This is a genomic window from Asticcacaulis sp. AC402, from assembly GCF_000495835.1.
GTDB lineage: Bacteria > Pseudomonadota > Alphaproteobacteria > Caulobacterales > Caulobacteraceae > Asticcacaulis.
The window spans coordinates 1-1,295 of record NZ_AWGC01000007.1 but is presented as its reverse complement, the minus strand read 5'-3'; the positions used below and the strand labels follow the sequence as shown (position 1 = coordinate 1,295).

Genomic DNA, 1,295 nt, shown 5'->3' with positions numbered 1-1,295 from the left:
AAGTCAGTGCCTTGTTCTGAACCTTCGGAAACGGTATCTCCCGCATCTTCGACGATGAAGGTATCGTCCCCGAGGTTGCCGGACATCGTGTCCGCGCCGAGCGCTCCGTCGATCAGATTGTTGCCAATCCCGCCCACGATTTGGTTGGCGAGTACGTTCCCTGTCGCAGTCTGATCTGTAAGGCCGGCTATCGACAAGTTTTCAACATTGCCAACCAAGGTGTAGGAAACGAGGCTCACGACCTGGTCTTGACCCTCGTTCGAGTTTTCGACGATGACATCGCCAGCGTTCTGAATCTGATATGTGTCATCACCGAGGCCACCGGTCAGGATATTGAGACCGCTGTTGCCGACCAGAACATTGTCGAGGGCATTGCCGGTGCCATTCAGGTTGTCCGAACCTAACAGCGTCAAGGCTTCAACGTCGGAAGACAGTGTGAAACTGACCGTTGATTCGACCTCATCATGGCCCTCGCCACCGGCCTCAACTATACTGTCTGCGGCAGTGTCGACCTGATAAAGGTCGTCGCCCAATCCACCTGCCATGGTGTCATTGCCGGACTGGCCATCCAGCACATTATTGCCGGTATTTCCGGTCAGTAGGTTGTCCACCTCGTTGCCTGAAGCGTGAACCCCCTCGCTGCCGGACAAGGTCAGGTTCTCCAAAGCTGTTCCGGTCAGAGAATAGTGGATGCTCGCAATAATGAGGTCAGTACCGCCCCCGGACAATTCAATAACCACGTCAGTCGCACTGTCGATGTGGAAGGTGTCGTTACCAAGTCCACCGGTCAGCGTGTCGTTGCCTGCCCGACCGTCCAGTTGATTGCCAGCTTCGTCTCCAGTAAGAACGTCTCCAAATGCCGATCCGATGAGGTTCTCAAACCCCGCAAGTCGATCGAAACCCGTCGAACCGGTGTCCTGGGCCCCGGTGACGGCCAAGCTTACAACGACGCCGCCTGATGCGTCCGAGTAGCTGGCCGTATCGATGCCAGTTCCACCGTCCAGCGTGTCCGTAGAAACACCGCCTACAATAAGGTCGTCGCCATCTTCACCATAAAGGGAATCGTTGCCCAATCCACCGGTCAATGAGTCATTTCCGAACCCCGCAAAAACAGAGTCATTGCCGTCGCCCGCGTCTACGAGATCGTTGCCACCGGCTCCGGAGATGTTATCACTCCCTCCCGCACCGTTCAGTGTATCGTTACCGGAGAGACCACGAAGGACGTCGGGACTCGAACCGCCGGTCACATTGACTTTTTCGATGTCATAGGCATAATAGTGAGTGCCACCATTAAC

1 protein-coding gene is annotated in these 1,295 nt (G+C 55.7%); it reads right to left on the bottom strand.

Annotated elements, in window-relative coordinates; all coding sequences use genetic code 11:
- Nucleotides 1–1,295 (bottom strand): calcium-binding protein (locus ABAC402_RS25060; RefSeq protein WP_023448420.1); only part of this gene is annotated, 1,295 nt, incomplete at both ends.